Genomic DNA, 15508 nt, shown 5'->3' on the forward strand with positions numbered 1-15508 from the left:
TTCTTAAACGATCGGCATTATACCCTTGGGTAGCCGTTTTGCTATTTGCTATTTAACTTATTAACCGAGCAAGTTTTTTGGTTCAGTTAAGCGCTTAGCGAAGCATTAAGCGTGAGCCAATGGAGTTGTCGATTGGCGTAACCATTCCAATGTATCACCTTCAACTAATGGGCTAACGTCGTTCCATACCTTCTGATGGTAGTCGTTCAGCCACGCCAGTTCAGGTCGTGTTAGCAAATCAACATTGATGTTGCGCTTATCGATAGGGCAACGAGTTAGCGACTCAAACGTTAGTACTGAGAAATCACCTTGAGTTGGAAGCTCAACTACCAATTCTAGGTTCTCGATACGGATACCAAACTCATCAGCACGGTAGTAACCCGGCTCGTTTGATAACACCATGCCTTCAACAAGAGGTACGTCGATAAGCTTCTTAGAGATGCTTTGTGGGCCTTCATGAACACTTAGGAAGTGACCAACACCGTGACCAGTACCATGATCGTAATCGAAGCCTTCTGCCCATAAGTGCTGACGCGCTAGGATATCCAGTTGGAAACCACGAGTACCCTGTGGGAAACGCGCACGTGCAATGCCGATGTGACCTTTAAGCGCTAATGTGAACTGCTGAATCATTTCGTCGCTTGGTTGGCCAATCGCGATAGTACGAGTGATGTCGGTTGTACCATCTAAGTACTGACCGCCTGAATCGACTAGGTACAGAGTATTCAGTTCTAGCTGACCAGGTTCAGGTTGGTTCTCATGGTTGTAGTGACACATTGCTGCGTTGCCGCCAGCCGCAGAAATGGTGTCAAAACTTAGATCCATCAGCGTCGGGTCTTGCTCGCGGAATGATTGTACTTTGTCAGCCAATACCGCTTCGTTGTGTAGGTTACCTTGCGCGACTTCTGCATCAATCCAAGATAGGAATTTCACCATCGCAACACCATCACGAATGTGACACGCCTTCATGCCGGCAATTTCAGTATCGTTTTTAGCGGCTTTTGGCATTAGACATGGGTCTGCTGCTTCAATGAGATGAGCGCCAGCGTTTTGAAGAACAAGCGTATACCAAGCATTACTTGTGCCTGAATCGACAGATACGTTTTTGCTTTCTAAAGATTGAAGGCGCGCTTCAAGCTCTGATGGGTGAGAAACGCGAATACCATTACCAACGTGCGCTTCAAAGCCAGCCGGGATGCGTGCTGGGTCTAGGAAGAAATCGACGCTTTCATCGGCGTGAATGATCGCGTTGGATAACACAACAGGTAGGCGAGATACGTCCAAGCCACGAATGTTAAGCAACCAACAGATTGAGTCTAGCTCGGTAAGGATAGCGGCGTCCGCACCTTTTGCTTTTAGTAAGCCAGCAATTTCAGCGCGTTTGCTCTCGCTTGATTGACCAACGGCGTCTGTTGCCATTAGGCGAACATCAGACACGACAGGCTCAGGGCGATCAGACCAAAGCTCATCAATTGGGTTTGCTGGGAGCGTTGTTAGCTCAACTTTCTCCGCTAGTTTTGCTTGTGCGCCTTTCAACCAAGCAGCGGTGTGCATGCGTGGGTCGAATGCAACCTTACTGCCTTGTGGCAATGAATTGATGATCCAATCTAAAGTCGGTTCTTCAATAAGGTGGCGATACTCAAATAACTCTGCTGGTACCTGCTTACGAACCTGAACGGTGTAGCGACCATCTACAAAAATAGCAGCAGTTTCACGAGTGATAACAGTGGCACCTGCAGAGCCAGTGAAACCTGTTAACCAGTGAAGTCGCTCGTTATGAGCGGGAACGTATTCACCTAGATATTCGTCTTCATGTGGAATGATAACGGCATCTAGGTTGTTTGTTTCAAGCCAAGCTCGAACCGCAGCAACGCGTTCAGCAGTGATATTGTGCATCTGTGTTTATCCTTATTGTTAGGGTCCTTGTTAACACTCACAGTCGATATACATGCGAGGGGACTTATTAGGTCAATAAGCTAGCGCTTTTGTTCGTTTGCTGCAAACGCTGTACGCCATTTTTATCTAAGGTGCAGAGTTTTTTCTTTGATGATATCTCGCAACCAAGTTAAGGCTGGGTCATTTTCTCTGTCACGGTGCCAAAACAAAGTGTATGCCATCGGTGGGAACTCCATTGGTAAAGGAACAACCACTAAGTCGAGTTGCTTAGCGACGAGGTAAGTAAAATGGCTTGGTGCGGTAAACACAAAGTCGGTGTAGGTACATAGGCTTGCAGCGCTATTGAAGTCTGGAACAGAAATAGCGATATCACGTTGGTGACCAAGATCAGCCAGTTTGTAGTCGAGCAGCCAGCGGTCGTTACCATCACACCTTACTTGTACATGACGCTGCGCAAGGTAGATTTCCAAATCCCATTTACCATTCAGAGCGGGGTGGTTGCGTCTTAGCACACACATCTGTGCGTCGCGGTAGATCTCTTGTTCGCAAATGTCGTCTGGCGGCAGCATAGTTAAACGCGCATCGTTGATGTCGATGTCTTTGCCAGTGAGTCCGATATCTAGTTCGCCAAGCTGCAGCTTCTTAAAGGTTTGTTCTGTCCAAGCATGGGTGTTGATATTGACCTTAGGTGCTTGTCGAAATATCGCCGGTAAGAAGTGCGGAAGAATCAGCGGGTAAACACTCTCAACGGCAGCAATATGAAAACTATGGTCACTGTTGTTGGGAATGAATGTCTCAGGCTGAGTGAGAACATCAAGTTGGTTGATCAACGTTTCTAACCGAGGCTTGAGGAAAACAGCTTTCGGTGTTGGTCGTAGGCCATGAGCACTTCGCGTAAAAAGGGGGTCATTAAATTGTTCACGAAGCTTGGCTAGCGACTTACTCACGGCTGATTGGCTCAAGCATAATCGGTGTGCGGTGCGAGTGACACTCAGCTCTTCCATCAGCACCTGTAAGCAAACCAATAGATTGAGGTCGAGGCGTGATAGTTTCTCGATATTCATGTGAGTTTCCTATTTGGAATAATGCTAATGAGTATATGCCATTTTTGTTCATATCTTTAGTTGGTTATTATGCACCTAAATTAACTCATTCGGAGAATCTTGTGCCTTCTAACGCGCTTCCAACCCCAAGTAAACTGCAGGTTGCTTTATTGGCAATGCTGGTTCTATTTAGCCCTCTGGCTATAGATATTTATCTTCCAGCTCTGCCACAAATTTCAACAGCGTTTCACGTGGAACACGCACTAGCACAAGATACGATTACTTGGTTTTTATTCGCCATGGGTGTCGGGCAATTATTTGCAGGCCCTTTGGCTGATAAGCTAGGACGTCGAACCGTTGCATTGGGAGGTGTTAGTATCTATGCATTGAGTGCTTGCTTGGCGTGGGCAGCTCAATCGATTGATATGATGCTAATAGCTCGGCTGCTACAAGGCTTAGGAGCTTGTGCGACTTCTGTAGCAGCCTTTGCGACGGTTCGCGATCTATTTGGTCCTGAGAAAAGTGGCCGTATGATCAGTTACCTCAATGGTGCAATTTGCTTTATTCCTGCACTAGCACCGATTCTTGGCGCTTGGTTAACTCATCAATTTGGTTGGCGTTCGAACTTTAGCTTTATGGCAGGCTTCGCAGTCGTTGTTGGCACTATCTTATTCTTCCAAATGAAAGAGTCTAACCCTGCGACAGAAAAGGTTGCGGTGTTCAAGCTTGAGCGATACTGGTCAGTATTGAAAACACCATCATTCCTTTTCCACGCAACCTTGTGTCTGATGGCGATGGCAGTGATTCTCGCTTATGTCACCTCTGCACCGGTTGTGTTGATGGAAAACCTAGGCCTGACCATGAAAGAGTTTACTTTCTGGTTTGGTGTTAATGCGGCCATCAACATTGCAGCAGCGTTTACTGCACCTAAATTTATGGACCGCTTTGGTACCTATAAAGCACTGGTCGTTGGTATCTCAACGCTGGGTTTAGCGGGCGTGATTATGTTAGTGCTTGCAGAACACGCTAGCCCAATTGCATTCATGCTGCCAATCTTCTTGTCTTCAGTGGGTTTTGCTTGGATTCTCGGTGCTGCTGCTGGTAAGGCTCTTGAACCTTTCGGTGACCGTGCGGGCACAGCTGCTGCACTGCTTGGCTTGTTCCAAATGAGTGGCTCAGGGCTGCTTGTTGGTACCATGCAACGCCTTGATTTAACGTCTCAAGTGATGATTGCGCTGCAAATGTTCCTTATTGTTCCTGCGTTGTTAGTGCTTGCGAGCAAAGCAGGCAAGTCGTGGCACACGACGTTTGCTAAGGCGTAAGTCTCAAGGGTGACAAAATATACAAATGGCGGTTTGCGAAACGTTAAAACATGGTATATTTGTCACTCATTGAAACGTTAGTCCCCAACGGAAAATACTGTAATGTCATTAACAACCTACGAAATGGCGCGCGTCTTAGAACAAATGGAAGATGCACCTGAAAAGGTCATGTTTGGTAAATTGCTTAAAGAGCTAGGCAACCAAAGTGAAGAGCGTATTCGCAGTGCGGCAAAACAAGTTCCAATCGATACTTTGCGAGACATCATTTACCAATTTCAGCGTGTGGTAGAGTCTCGTAAGGGTGAGCAGGTTCAGCTACTAGCAAAAGAGCTAGCCGAGCAAGGTATCTCTGCTGAAGAGCTACAAGCTTTTCTGAATAAGTAGTTTATCCCAGTTAAAAAGAAACCACTCAATTGAGTGGTTTTTTGCATTTTGGGGTATATCAATTTAGTGCGAATGAAAGTTCGTTCTAACCTCTAAACTGCGCTTTCAAAATTCTATCAAGTGAGAATGGCCCAGCGCCCCATACGACAACGATAAGAATCATTAATCCCCACAACTGATGATCATAGAAGCCTTGCGCCCATAACACTGGGTAAGACACAACCGCAATGATATTGAAAACGAACAGCACCGCTGCCATAGGTCGTGTTAATAGACCAAGCGCTAAGAATACCGGCAGAATCAATTCAGCTGCGGTGCCCATGTAGGCGGCTAACTCCCAAGGTAACAGTGGCACTTGGTATTCCAACTCAAACAAGTAAAGGGTGCTATCCCAAGTCGCTATCTTGGTTAGGCCAGAATTAAAGAATACCCACGCTACCCATAGGCGACAAAATAGCAGTAGCACCGGAACAAAGAGTGCTTGTGATTTCTCAATCAAACTGTCGTATTGAGCCATCATGTTTGTGACTGTGTTGTTATCCATATTATGTCTCCAATTCGGCATTGATTGAAAAGCCTGAGATGACGTTAAGCGCCATGACAGTATTCAGATGTTGTAGTAATGAAGGGGCTATCGCTACGAGCATTTGGCCTGATTGAAATTCGCGAAGTAGCTGATGGCATTCTTCACTCAAGTGATGACTATCAATCTGAGAATTATCGGCTCGTATTAACACCCCAAACTCAGGTTGGTTGATGTCTAACCCATCGAGTTGTTGCTGATAGATAGCGCGTTCAAGCGCGATAATCGTATAGTTAGAATTAATGAGCGTTATTGAATCTTTGAGATGAAAGACTAAAGCGCCTTGTTGCTCTGGTGGCACATCAGCTAAACCAGCAAGAGGACGTTGGTCGGCTTTTGATTCTGAAACGCTTCTCATCAAGCTGTCTTTGTTCCATTCATAAATAGCCACTTCGCAAAGGTAAGGTGCAGCCTCAATAACCGCAGGAAAGGCTTGGATGGTTTGTTCAAAGTGTTCACCGTAACCACTGACATCACCAGAGGTTAATGGATAACTTAAGACATGTTGACGAGCCATCTGTTGGAAGCACTCTTCGCCGACTAACATCTCGGTAAGTGGGTAGGTTGCAGCGAGTACCTCACTCAAGCTAATCACAAAGTTATTGCGATAAATCTGGATGCGCTGTTCATCAGTAAAGTGGTCGCTCACTATATCGCAATGCTCACCACTGTTTTGGTAGCGTAGGGCGTTAGCAAACTCTGATTGAACATCAGATAGGGAGTAGCTCATGATGCGCGACTCCTTTGATTGAACTTGTCGTGTTGATACAAGATGTCACTGGCTTTGGTTGCTTCAGCCAATAAGACTTGTGGCTCTGGGATATCTAGATCCCACTCAATCAAGGTATGGCGAGAGCTGTGCTTTGCTATCCACTGAGTATAAAGTTGCCACACTTCATCACAGACAGGTTTACTGTGGGTGTCTATCCAGATCTCACCTTGCTCGAGTTTCTTCTTAGTGAAACCTGCCAAGTGAATCTCTTCCACTTTGTCTGCCGGTATTCCACTTAGATACTCTTCACAGCTGAAGCCATGATTAAAAGATGAGACAAAAATATTATTGAAATCGAGCAGTAGACGACACTCGGTGCGCCTCTGTACCTCGGCTAAAAACTCCCACTCTGGGATGGTTGAATGCTTGAAGGCAAGGTAGCTCGATGGGTTCTCAATCAGCATAGGGCGTTGCAGGCTGTCTTGTACCTCGATGACATTGCGACAAAAGACCTCTAGCGCTTCTTCGGTATAAGGCAGCGGTAACAAGTCATTGAAGTAATGACCACTTGCCTGACTCCAACTGAGATGATCAGAAACTAAGAAGGGTTCGATATCATCAATGAGCTCTTTTAATTGCACAAGATGATGTTGGTTGATGCGCTCAACAGAACCTAGCGACAACCCAACACCGTGACAACTGATGTTGTGTGCGTGACGAATTTCTCTGAGTTGTTGGCGTTGCGGTGATTGAGCTAAGAAGTAGTTCTCGCTGTGAACTTCTAACCAACTTACTAAGGCTGGATTTTGGCTAAAGAAGTCCAAGTGCGGTGTTCTAAGGCCAACCCCTGCGTTGGGGTGAAGAGTTTGAGTCACAACGATTCTCCTAACAAGAAGTGGAGGTGAGCTGAATGCCAGCTCACCATACTAAGCAGCTCAATTATGATGATTGAGTATTACCACCTGATAATTTGCCACATAGTCCTTTAGGAACGACCACGAATGCATCGGATTGGTTGTCTTCTTTTGCTGTACCCGCACATGAACTTGTTTTGGTTGCACAATCATTTTGGCCAGCTTTTGCCACGCCGTAGCATTTTTCTTTTGCTGCTGCTTCCGCAGGTGCTGATGTAAGAACTGCACCGCCAAACGCTAGTACACTTGTGATTGCAGCTGTAACAGCAAGATTAGAATTTTTCATAGTCATTCCCTCTAGGACTTAATAGTATTTTTACATCGCAGGTTAATGAATTGTTAACTTGCTTACTAAAAAGGATAGGAAGAACTAGGAAATAATTTCACGGCATTATAAAAAATATCAATATTAATGATGATTTATGGTTTAAATTGCTGATTTTATTATGTTAATTTTTGATTATTTTTTCTTCTTATTATCCTAAACGCAGCCTAGTGTTTAGGTTATAATCAACTTTTATGTATAAATACCCAGTAGTGAGCATATCCAATGATAGATCCTTCGCTTTTACTCGATGGCCTAAACGACAAACAACGTGAGGCGGTCGCGGCACCTTTAGAAAACCTACTTATTCTGGCAGGTGCTGGTAGTGGTAAAACGCGAGTGTTGGTGCATCGTATCGCTTGGTTACAAAGCGTAGAGCAAGCATCACCGTTCTCTATCATGTCGGTTACTTTCACCAACAAAGCGGCAGCAGAGATGCGTGGTCGTATTGAAGAGTTGATGATGGGCAGTTCGTCGGGCATGTGGAACGGCACCTTCCACGGTATCTGTCACCGCATTCTTCGTGCTCACTACCTAGATGCAAAACTGCCAGAAGACTTCCAGATCATTGATTCAGATGATCAGATTCGTTTGCTGCGTCGCTTAATCAAGGCGCAAAACCTTGATGAAAAGCAGTGGCCAGCCAAGCAAGCTTCTTGGTGGATCAATGGCAAGAAAGACGAAGGGCTGCGCCCAAGTCACATTGACGCCTACCATGATCCAATAACTCAAACGTGGTTAAAGATTTACTCTGCTTACCAAGAGGCATGTGATCGTGCTGGCTTGGTCGATTTTGCTGAAATCTTGTTGCGATCGCATGAACTATTGCGCGATAAGAAACACATCCGCGAGCACTACCAAGCTCGCTTTAAGCACATTCTTGTCGACGAATTCCAAGATACCAACAACATCCAATACGCTTGGTTACGTATGATGGCGGGCCCGGATTGTCGCGTGATGATCGTGGGTGATGATGACCAATCTATCTATGGCTGGCGTGGCGCTAAAATTGAAAATATTCAGAAGTTCTTGGATGAATTCCCAGGTGCTTCAACGGTTCGACTCGAACAAAACTACCGTTCAACCAAAACCATTCTTCAGGCGTCGAACGAGCTTATCTCGAACAACACCGAGCGTATGGGTAAAGAGCTGTGGACTGATGGCAACGATGGCGAGCCAATCTCAGTTTACTCAGCTTATAACGAGTTAGATGAAGCGCGTTTCACGGTTAGCAAAATCAAAGAGTGGCAAGAGAAAGGCGGTGCGTTAGAAGATACCGCGATGCTTTATCGTAATAACGCCCAATCTCGTGTGCTTGAAGAAGCGCTTATCCAAGGTGGCCTGCCTTACCGAATCTACGGTGGCATGCGATTCTTCGAGCGTCAGGAAATTAGAGATGCTTTGAGCTACCTGCGCTTAATGAGTAACCGTAGTAATGATGCGGCATTCGAACGTGTCGTTAATACGCCGACTCGTGGCTTGGGTGATAAAACGCTAGAAACGATTCGTCTTGCAGCGCGTGATCGTGGTGCAACCATGTGGGAAGCCAGTGTTGCTTTGATAGAAGAGCAAGTGCTACCTGGTCGTGCTGCGGGTGCATTGAGCCGCTTTATTGAACTTATCAATGCACTTGAAGATGACACCATAGAACTGAGACTTCATGAGCAAACCGACCACGTGATCAAATCGTCGGGCTTGTTTGCGATGTACGAGCAAGAGAAAGGCGAGAAGTCGAAGGCACGTATTGAGAACTTGGAAGAATTGGTAACGGCAACGCGTCAGTTTGAAAAACCAGAAGAAGCGGATGAAATGAGCATGCTAACAGCGTTCTTAACTCATGCGGCTTTGGAAGCGGGTGAAGGTCAGGCTGATGAGTTTGATGATGCGGTTCAGCTCATGACTCTGCACAGTGCCAAAGGCCTAGAGTTCCCAATGGTATTCATGGTTGGTGTTGAAGAGGGCATGTTCCCAAGCCAGATGTCTGCAGAAGAAGCGGGGCGTTTAGAAGAAGAGCGTCGTCTGTGTTACGTCGGCATGACCCGTGCGATGGAGAAGCTCTACATCACTTACGCTGAAATGCGTCGTTTGTACGGTCAAGACAAGTATCACAAGCCATCTCGTTTTATTCGTGAGCTACCAGAGACATGTCTGGATGAAGTGCGTATGAAAGCGCAAGTGAGTCGCCCTGCAAGCAGTGGTCGCTTTAGCCAAACCGCCGTGAAAGAGAACTTCAATGAAACAGGCTTTAGTTTGGGCTCTCGCGTTAAACACCCTAAGTTTGGTGAAGGTACCATCATCAACTTCGAAGGAAGTGGCCCACAAAGCCGAGTTCAAGTTGCGTTCAATGGTGAAGGGATTAAGTGGTTAGTAACGGCTTACGCTCGATTAGAGCAGCTTTAATTTGCTACTTCGGCATCTAAAAATCGTTCATTATTAAAAACTAAAAGAGCAGCCAATGGCTGCTCTTTTTATTGCTTTGTACTGACCTCTATTAGGTTAATACGAGCTTAAGGCATTGCTGCCTAAAAGTGAGACTTACAGTGCTGCAAGTGCCGCTTCGTAGTTTGGTTCTTCAGTGATCTCTGCAACCAACTCGCTGTGTGTTACCACACCTTTTTCATCAACAACGACAACTGCGCGTGTTGTTAGGCCTGATAGTGGGCCTTCAGCAATCGCTACGCCGTAGTCTGATGCGAATGCAGGAGAACGGAAAGTTGAAGCGTGTTGAACGCCTTCAATGCCTTCTAGTTCGCAGAAGCGACCCGCAGCAAACGGTAGGTCAGCAGAAATACAAACAACAACCGTGTTCTCAAGTTCTGCCGCTTTTGCGTTGAACGTGCGTACGCTCGTTGCACAAGTTGCTGTGTCGATGCTTGGGAAGATGTTTAGAACTACTTTCTTGCCTTCAAGAGAAGCAAGAGTCAGTTCAGAAAGATCGCCTGCAGTCAGTGCAAAGCTTGGTGACTTTTCACCTGTTTGTGGGAATGTGCCCGTTAGCGGTACAGCAGCGCCTTTGAAGGTAACGTGTGACATGAATTTGTCCTTAGTTTAATTATGGTTATGAAACTAGTTGAGCCTAGTTCGACTTACGTTACTCGGAAGTGGTTAAGAAGTGAATGCTTTAAATGTCAGAATTGTAATCAAAGGTCTTTGATTTATTTGTTTGAGAGAGGAATAAATGAAACGACAGATAAAGAAAAACCCCGAGAGCTTGCGCTCATCGGGGTCTATAGTCTTACTCGCAGCAATCCGGCTACTAAGTGTGCTCCATGCATCAAATCCATGATAGTGTGCTGTTATCCTTCAGCGTATTCCTTTCGTCGCCTTCCTAGCGGTGTCCTTGATCTTATCCTGATCTGCCAACAATCCTCGTTAGCGCGCGTCACTTGTTCCTTGAGCGGTGTCCTTTACATCATCCTGATGTTCAGTCCTTTCCTCGTCCAGAGGTGTCCATTGTCTTTCCTTAGTAGCAACCATCCTAGTTACTATTGCGTCCATTCAATGTCCATTTCGCTATCCATGCCGATTATTCATCCTGAGTAATCGAATCTTCATCCTGAAGATAACCAAGTCCTTGGCGTTTCCTGTTCCGTGTCAGCATCCTTCCGACACCATTCATATTACCGATTCCTTATTTATCAGCAATGGTGCATAAGCGAATTTCTATATAATTATTTGAATGATAAATGTACGTATCGTTTTATTTCAATTGGTTACGGTGTCTAGGTGACTAATTTCGCCATCAAATATCGATATTTACTCACTGCCTTGTGAGAGATCTCGCACAAGGCCGCGAGTAAAAAGGGAGGATTATTCCCTACTGACCAATGGCTGCACCTTCACGACGAGGGTCTGCAGCGCCTTCTAAACCATCTTTTGTGATGCGAATCGCGTGTAAACCAGAGTTAAGATCGCGAACGTTGACCTCAAATCCCATCTTTTCTAGCTCAGGTTTGAAGTTTTCCGCTGATGTTCCTTTTTCCAAATCTAAGGTACCGAAGCGGTTTAGGAAGTGTGGTTGATTGATGGCTTGCTGAATATCCATGTCCCATTGGGTATGAGCAATGATCGCTTGTGCCACATAACCTATGATACGGCTGCCTCCCGGAGAGCCAATTGCCATGTAAGGTTTATCGTCTTGCATGATGATGGTCGGTGCCATTGAAGAGCGCGGACGCTTACCCGGTTCAAGTCGGTTGGCGATAGGCTTACCATCGTTATGGGTCTTGAATGAGAAATCTGTCAGTTCGTTGTTGAGTAGGAAGCCTCTTACCATCAAGCGTGAGCCAAAGGCATTCTCAATGGTGGTGGTCATCGACACGACATTGCCATCGCTATCTACAATATTGAAGTGGCTAGTGGACGGTAATTCAATAGAAACATCTTGGCTTCTCTGCATCGCGTGATCCCACGGCGGTGTGCCTGAAGATGCGCTTGCCAATGCCTTACCTGCGGTAATTAACTGAGCACGTTCCTGCAAATAGTCAGTATTCACTAACCCTTGGGTTGGCATTGGCACATAATCTTGATCCGCCATGTACATACCACGGTCTGCAAAGGCTAGGCGAGAAGCATCTGCTAACACTTGCCAAGATTTCGCGTCGTTTGGTCCCCATGATTTAAGATCAAACTGCTCGGTCATCGCTAAGATCTGCCCAACCGTTAATGCACCTGAACTTGGTGGACCCATTCCGCACACTTGGTAGCTCTCATAAGCAGAACAAACCGGCTCGCGCTGCTTGATCGAATAAGCGTCGAAGTCTTTCTGTGCTAATACGCCTGGGTTACCTTTCGCTGTTTGCACGGTATTGATGATGTCGGCAGAGATCTCACCTTGGTAAAAGGCCTTAGCACCGTTCTTAGAAATAGCGTTTAACGTTGCCGCGTACTCTGGGTTCTTAAGTTGCGTGCCAGCTGTTTTCGGGCTGCCATCGGCATTGAAGAAGTAGGCTTTGGTAGTGGCAAAGCGGCTTAGTCGCTGTTGGTCATTTTCAATCAAGGTGGCTAAACGTGGACTAATAGTAAAACCTTCTTCAGCCAGCTGAGCGATAGGTTTAATCAGTGATGCCCATTCGAGCTTGCCGTATTTCTGGTGAGTGTCCCACAGTAATTGCACCGTGCCTGGCGTGCCAACGGAGCGACCGCCAACCACGGCATCATAGAATTTAAGCGGTTGGCCGCTTTCGTCTTGGAATAGACGTGGTGTGGCATCAAGTGGTGCAGTTTCACGGCCATCGTAGGTTTTGAGTTGCTTGTCCTGGCCATCAAAATAAACAAGGAACGCGCCGCCACCAATACCTGAAGACTGAGGTTCCACTAAGCCAAGCATAAGCTGCACAGCAACCATGGCATCAATCGCGTTACCACCACGAGCAAGTACATCAGCACCGGCTTGTGTGGCAAGAGGGTTGGCCGCGGTGACCATCCAATCGTTGGCTTTAACGAGCTGTTTGGTTTCTAAACCACTACTTTGTTCGGGTGCGACGGAATCGGCAGCTTGATTTGCCCAACTGACGTGAGAGGCAAAAAGTAGGGTAGAAGTGGCGAGGGTTGTTAGTTTTGTTTTCCACTGCATGATCTTCTCCTTTTAATATGCAGAGCTAGATTGGCAGTGGAAAGATGAGATAGCCAGAGTGTTGTTAACGAATTGTAATCTTGATTCGAATTTAAGCGATTAAACCGGACAGCGACTGCCAAAGAATACTCACGCCAATAAGGCTGAATACCACGCCACATAAGCCATCGATGTATACCGTTGCTTCGCTGAGTTTCTTTTGCAATGCTTTAGTCGAAAGCATCCAAGCCAGTAGTGAGAACCAAAACAGAGACAGACCAAATAGGATGATAAGCGCAAAGCCTTTACCTGACAGAGACATGTCGGCAGGCACTAGGCTCGACATCAAGCTGATAAAGAACACCAAAGCCTTTGGGTTGAGAATATTGGTCGCAAACCCTTTCGAAAATGCCTGACGCTTATTGGTCAGAATCAGATCGTTGGCATTGACGGTATCGGCATCATCATCGTGGTTCTGAATGATTTGCCAGGTTGCTTTAAGTGCACCGTAGCCTAAGTACAGTAAGTAGCTACCGCCGGCTAGTTGGATAATGGCAAATAATGTCGGTTGTTGGTGGACTAGGTAACTGATTCCCGTCAGGCTCAGCAATGAGTGCAGCAAGATCCCGCAAGATAAACCAAGCGCAATGTACAAGCCTGTCTGGCGTCCGTGACGCGTCGCATTTTGCACGACTAACGCAAAATCAGGGCCGGGGCTCATCAAAGCGATGAAGTGGATAGAGGCTAGGGTGATCAGTATGGTGACTTCGTTCATCGTCAGTTCTCAATAACGTTGCCGCTATTTTTAAATAAGTAATCGTATTGAGCGTAGCTTACCGTGATTTGAAATAGAGCAATTGTAAATTATCAACACTTAGTTGATTTGTGAGGGTGGTACGCCGAACGTGGTTTTGAAAGCCTTAGAGAAGTGTGCTTGATCATAGAAGCCTACTTGGTGCGCGACCTTGGTACCACATATCCCAGATTTAATCAGACGCATGCTCTGTTCCATACGTAAACGGCTCAGCCATGCATAAGGCGTAATGCCCATTCTGTTTTTAAAATGGCGTTGGAATTGAGTCGTGGTTAAACCACACAACTCAGACAATTGTTCTAATCGCACTGGTTGATCCAAGTTCGCCATCAAGTAGTCTTTTAGCGTATCAATCGATTGATTACCCAGTTTGATGTCACTCTTCGATCCAAATTTCGCATAACGATCGACAATCGTCGAGAACCCTTCGAAAGGTAAGCAATCTTGAGCGAGCTGGCTGATGTTTTGATGGATTAATAGGCCGTGCAAGTTGCGTAATTGTGAAAATGCAGCTTGATCGGAGAGGATCAACTCAGAAAAGCCTAATGTGTGACCATTTTGCTTGGGATCGGCAAGATCTTGAAACCATTGGGGAGACACGGCAAACACACTGACTTGATAACCCGAATCGAGTTTGGAGTGCCCATCATGCAGCTCATCGGGTGGCATGATAACAACTTGGCCAGCACCAACATTATGGCTCGTCCCTTTATAGACGAATTTCTGCTGTCCTCGGGTAATTAAACCAATGTGAAAGTCCAAATGATAGTGGCGCTGGAAAGCAAACTCTTGGTATTGAGCTTGGATCAGGCTGATATCTTCTGTTGGGGTAGAGTAATAGTGGACTTTATCCATGGTACAAAAAAGCTTGGTCAAATAGTCATCAATTCAACCAAGCTTATCTTCGTATTAAGGGATTGTCTTGTAAAAAACGATCAGTGTTACTGCTTAGCGCGTTTGTTCTTTCTGTTGTTACGCAGACCGTCAAAGCTGAATATCACCAACGCTCCCCAAATAAAGGCGAAGGTAATCGCTTTGTCACTGGTAAACGCTTCGCCATAAATCAGCACCGCTAACAAGAACATTAAGCTTGGTCCAATGTACTGGAAGAAGCCGAGGGTCGATAGCTTCAAGCGTGTTGCAGCGCCAGTAAAGCACAGCAGTGGAATGGTGGTAATAACACCAGCCGCAACCAATAATAGATTGAGTTGCATCGGGTTCATTGAGAAGTCCGAGGTTGGGCTATCAGCAATAAATAGTAGGTACGTTGCTGCGAGAGGCAACATAACCAGAGTCTCAATGAACAAACCTGTTTGCGCTTCTAAGCTCACCTTTTTACGCAGTAAGCCATAAAAACCGAAGCTAAAGGCTAGGGCAATGGCGACGATCGGCACTGAACCGAAGGCAATTAATTGGATCAATACGCCAATCGCAGCAAGAGCCACTGCAAACCATTGCAGCTTACGTAAGCGTTCGCCGAGGAAGAGCATCCCGAGCAACACGTTAATCAGTGGGTTGATGTAATACCCCAAGCTGGCATCAAGCATGTGATTGGAATTCACCGCCCAAATAAAAATAAGCCAGTTAGCGCCCACCAAAATAGACGTCGCCACCAAATAGAGCATTTTTGGTTTCGAGGTCAGGGTGTCGCGGACTTTACGCCAGCTGCGGCCAATGTGCAGTAAGAAAGCGAGTAGGAAAAAGGACCATACTACACGGTGGCTAAGGATCTCTAACGGGGATACGTCACTTAAAGATTTGAAATATATAGGGGCGATCCCCCACATGGTGTAGGCGCCGACGGCAAGCAAAACTCCCTGGCGCGTACGTTGTTGTTCTTCCTGTGTCATGCATCTTTCTCTAGCACTGAGTGCTTATTAATAAGATTTATAAAGAGAGTTGGTCAGTATAGGAGCGTTAACCCTTTTCACCTAACAATTTGCGGTTTAATTCGCCAGCGT

At 46.1% G+C, this 15508-nt stretch carries 14 protein-coding genes; 3 read left to right on the forward strand and 11 right to left on the reverse strand.

What is annotated here, in order from left to right; translation table 11 throughout:
* Positions 1–105: 105 nt before the first annotated feature.
* Together AB4513_RS10495 and AB4513_RS10500 are read right to left on the reverse strand one after the other, a co-directional pair.
* A complete protein-coding gene (locus AB4513_RS10495; RefSeq protein WP_009848178.1) occupies positions 106–1896 on the reverse strand; it encodes an aminopeptidase P family protein in 1791 nt (596 codons plus the stop codon).
* 122 nt (positions 1897–2018) lie between these two features.
* Positions 2019–2960 carry a LysR family transcriptional regulator gene (locus AB4513_RS10500; protein WP_009848179.1) on the reverse strand — a complete coding sequence of 314 codons (942 nt, stop codon included), beginning with the start codon at positions 2958–2960 and terminating at the stop codon, positions 2019–2021.
* Positions 2961–3061: 101 nt separating this feature from the next.
* On the opposite strand from AB4513_RS10500, the gene AB4513_RS10505 reads away from it, so the two are divergent.
* Complete coding sequence (locus tag AB4513_RS10505) at positions 3062–4261, forward strand: multidrug effflux MFS transporter (RefSeq protein ID WP_032499284.1); 1200 nt, start codon at positions 3062–3064, stop codon at positions 4259–4261.
* A 102-nt stretch (positions 4262–4363) separates the two neighbouring features.
* The gene (locus AB4513_RS10510; protein ID WP_009848181.1) at positions 4364–4645 is read left to right on the forward strand and encodes a hypothetical protein; all 282 of its coding nucleotides are present in this window, start codon (positions 4364–4366) and stop codon (positions 4643–4645) included.
* 85 nt (positions 4646–4730) lie between these two features.
* On the opposite strand, the gene AB4513_RS10515 is transcribed toward AB4513_RS10510, so the two are convergent.
* The 4 genes from AB4513_RS10515 to AB4513_RS10530 form a co-directional block, all read right to left on the reverse strand.
* Positions 4731–5189, reverse strand: a complete 459-nt coding sequence (locus AB4513_RS10515; protein WP_009848182.1) for a DoxX family protein — start codon at positions 5187–5189, stop codon at positions 4731–4733.
* A gap of 1 nt (position 5190) precedes the next feature.
* On the reverse strand, positions 5191–5958 hold the full coding sequence (locus AB4513_RS10520; protein ID WP_009848183.1) for a DNA-binding domain-containing protein: 768 nt from the start codon (positions 5956–5958) through the stop codon (positions 5191–5193).
* Positions 5955–6815: a DUF692 domain-containing protein gene (locus AB4513_RS10525; RefSeq protein WP_009848184.1), complete on the reverse strand. Its 861-nt coding sequence runs from the start codon at positions 6813–6815 to the stop codon at positions 5955–5957. Before AB4513_RS10525 ends, AB4513_RS10520 begins: the two co-directional genes overlap by 4 nt.
* A 64-nt stretch (positions 6816–6879) precedes the next feature.
* Positions 6880–7140 carry a DUF2282 domain-containing protein gene (locus tag AB4513_RS10530; RefSeq protein WP_004736650.1) on the reverse strand — a complete coding sequence of 87 codons (261 nt, stop codon included), beginning with the start codon at positions 7138–7140 and terminating at the stop codon, positions 6880–6882.
* Between the two features lie 264 nt (positions 7141–7404).
* Between AB4513_RS10530 and uvrD the strand changes: the two genes are divergently transcribed.
* On the forward strand, positions 7405–9579 hold the full coding sequence (gene uvrD, locus AB4513_RS10535; protein ID WP_009848185.1) for a DNA helicase II: 2175 nt from the start codon (positions 7405–7407) through the stop codon (positions 9577–9579).
* Positions 9580–9714: 135 nt separating this feature from the next.
* Here uvrD and tpx read toward each other — a convergent pair whose 3' ends face one another.
* The 5 genes from tpx to rarD form a co-directional block, all read right to left on the reverse strand.
* On the reverse strand, positions 9715–10212 hold the full coding sequence (tpx, locus tag AB4513_RS10540) for a thiol peroxidase (RefSeq protein WP_009848186.1): 498 nt from the start codon (positions 10210–10212) through the stop codon (positions 9715–9717).
* A 784-nt stretch (positions 10213–10996) separates the two neighbouring features.
* Complete coding sequence (ggt, locus tag AB4513_RS10545; RefSeq protein ID WP_009848187.1) at positions 10997–12754, reverse strand: gamma-glutamyltransferase; 1758 nt, start codon at positions 12752–12754, stop codon at positions 10997–10999.
* A 91-nt stretch (positions 12755–12845) separates the two neighbouring features.
* The gene (locus AB4513_RS10550) at positions 12846–13508 is read right to left on the reverse strand and encodes a LysE family translocator (RefSeq protein WP_009848188.1); all 663 of its coding nucleotides are present in this window, start codon (positions 13506–13508) and stop codon (positions 12846–12848) included.
* Positions 13509–13607: 99 nt separating this feature from the next.
* A complete protein-coding gene (locus AB4513_RS10555) occupies positions 13608–14402 on the reverse strand; it encodes an AraC family transcriptional regulator (protein ID WP_009848189.1) in 795 nt (264 codons plus the stop codon).
* An 86-nt stretch (positions 14403–14488) separates the two neighbouring features.
* A complete protein-coding gene (gene rarD / locus AB4513_RS10560) occupies positions 14489–15397 on the reverse strand; it encodes an EamA family transporter RarD (RefSeq protein ID WP_009848190.1) in 909 nt (302 codons plus the stop codon).
* Positions 15398–15508 lie beyond the last annotated feature (111 nt).

Origin of the sequence: Vibrio sp. 10N.222.54.E6 (genome assembly GCF_041473955.1) — a bacterium.
Lineage (GTDB): Bacteria > Pseudomonadota > Gammaproteobacteria > Enterobacterales > Vibrionaceae > Vibrio > Vibrio tasmaniensis_A.

Bases quoted from the DNA above. Each gene is read 5' to 3' on its own strand.
- AB4513_RS10515 (WP_009848182.1), bottom strand. From the start codon at position 5,189: ATGGATAACAACACAGTCACAAACATGATGGCTCAATACGACAGTTTG.
- AB4513_RS10510 (WP_009848181.1), top strand. From the start codon at position 4,364: ATGTCATTAACAACCTACGAAATGGCGCGCGTCTTAGAACAAATGGAA.
- ggt (WP_009848187.1), bottom strand. From the start codon at position 12,754: ATGCAGTGGAAAACAAAACTAACAACCCTCGCCACTTCTACCCTACTT.
- AB4513_RS10500 (WP_009848179.1), bottom strand. From the start codon at position 2,960: ATGAATATCGAGAAACTATCACGCCTCGACCTCAATCTATTGGTTTGC.
- AB4513_RS10495 (WP_009848178.1), bottom strand. From the start codon at position 1,896: ATGCACAATATCACTGCTGAACGCGTTGCTGCGGTTCGAGCTTGGCTT.
- AB4513_RS10550 (WP_009848188.1), bottom strand. From the start codon at position 13,508: ATGAACGAAGTCACCATACTGATCACCCTAGCCTCTATCCACTTCATC.
- AB4513_RS10530 (WP_004736650.1), bottom strand. From the start codon at position 7,140: ATGAAAAATTCTAATCTTGCTGTTACAGCTGCAATCACAAGTGTACTA.
- uvrD (WP_009848185.1), top strand. From the start codon at position 7,405: ATGATAGATCCTTCGCTTTTACTCGATGGCCTAAACGACAAACAACGT.
- AB4513_RS10555 (WP_009848189.1), bottom strand. From the start codon at position 14,402: ATGGATAAAGTCCACTATTACTCTACCCCAACAGAAGATATCAGCCTG.
- rarD (WP_009848190.1), bottom strand. From the start codon at position 15,397: ATGACACAGGAAGAACAACAACGTACGCGCCAGGGAGTTTTGCTTGCC.
- tpx (WP_009848186.1), bottom strand. From the start codon at position 10,212: ATGTCACACGTTACCTTCAAAGGCGCTGCTGTACCGCTAACGGGCACA.
- AB4513_RS10520 (WP_009848183.1), bottom strand. From the start codon at position 5,958: ATGAGCTACTCCCTATCTGATGTTCAATCAGAGTTTGCTAACGCCCTA.